Here is a 727-nt window from a genome sequence, read left to right on the forward strand (position 1 = left end):
ATAAGTAAAGTTTAGGCCTGAGCATTAGCCTTTGCAGTAGAAGTCTGGGTGAAGACCATTGCAACAACCCAAGCAGTCTTCTCTGCGTCCTCAGGGCTAGCAACCTTCAGAGCGCTGATTTCTGCGGTATAGCTGCAATCTTTGCCATTAACGCTCTCGGGGAAAACCTGAGTATTGCTGATCCACTGAGAGAAATCCTCAACAATCTTCTGAACGGCAGCTTTTTCCTCATAAGCACCAGAAATGGTGTACAGCTCAACTTTCTTCTGGGTCTTTACATTGGAGCTCGGAAGATTGGTAAAATCACTTGTGACAATACCGTCCAGTTTACCCTCAACGCCTTCCAGCAGATTGATTTCCTGCCATCCAGTATTGCTGCTACGCTGATTCTGAGCGTTCACAACGCCAGTCGAATTAAAAACCCTCTCAATGCCAGTACTATCAAACTTGCTTGTATCAGTAGCCACATTTTTCAGAATGGTATCCAGATTGGTGCTGCTGGTAAAAGTGAAAACTTCCTTCTCAGAAGCAGACAGCACATCATTTGCGTAGGTAACAACATTCGTAGTGGTAGGCTCACTGCTGGAAGAAGCGCCGCCATTATTGCCATTGCCGTCCTTGCAGCCAGCCAGCATGCTGACGGCCATGATGCCGGCCAGCGCCAGAGAAGCAATCTTCTTGAGTTTCATAATGAATTTTTCCTCCTTATGGTGTATAAAAGATAGAG

The 727-nt window shown here is 46.2% G+C and carries 1 protein-coding gene; it reads right to left on the minus strand.

Features of this window, described 5'->3' with window-relative positions:
• Positions 1–11 precede the first annotated feature (11 nt).
• Positions 12–689 (minus strand): hypothetical protein, encoded by a 678-nt coding sequence (locus B5E66_RS12695; protein WP_087233863.1) that lies wholly within the window; start codon positions 687–689, stop codon positions 12–14.
• Between the last annotated feature and the right edge of the window lie 38 nt (positions 690–727).

The sequence above is a fragment of the Faecalibacterium sp. An121 genome, from assembly GCF_002160915.1.
In the GTDB taxonomy this organism is placed as follows: domain Bacteria; phylum Bacillota; class Clostridia; order Oscillospirales; family Ruminococcaceae; genus Faecalibacterium; species Faecalibacterium avium.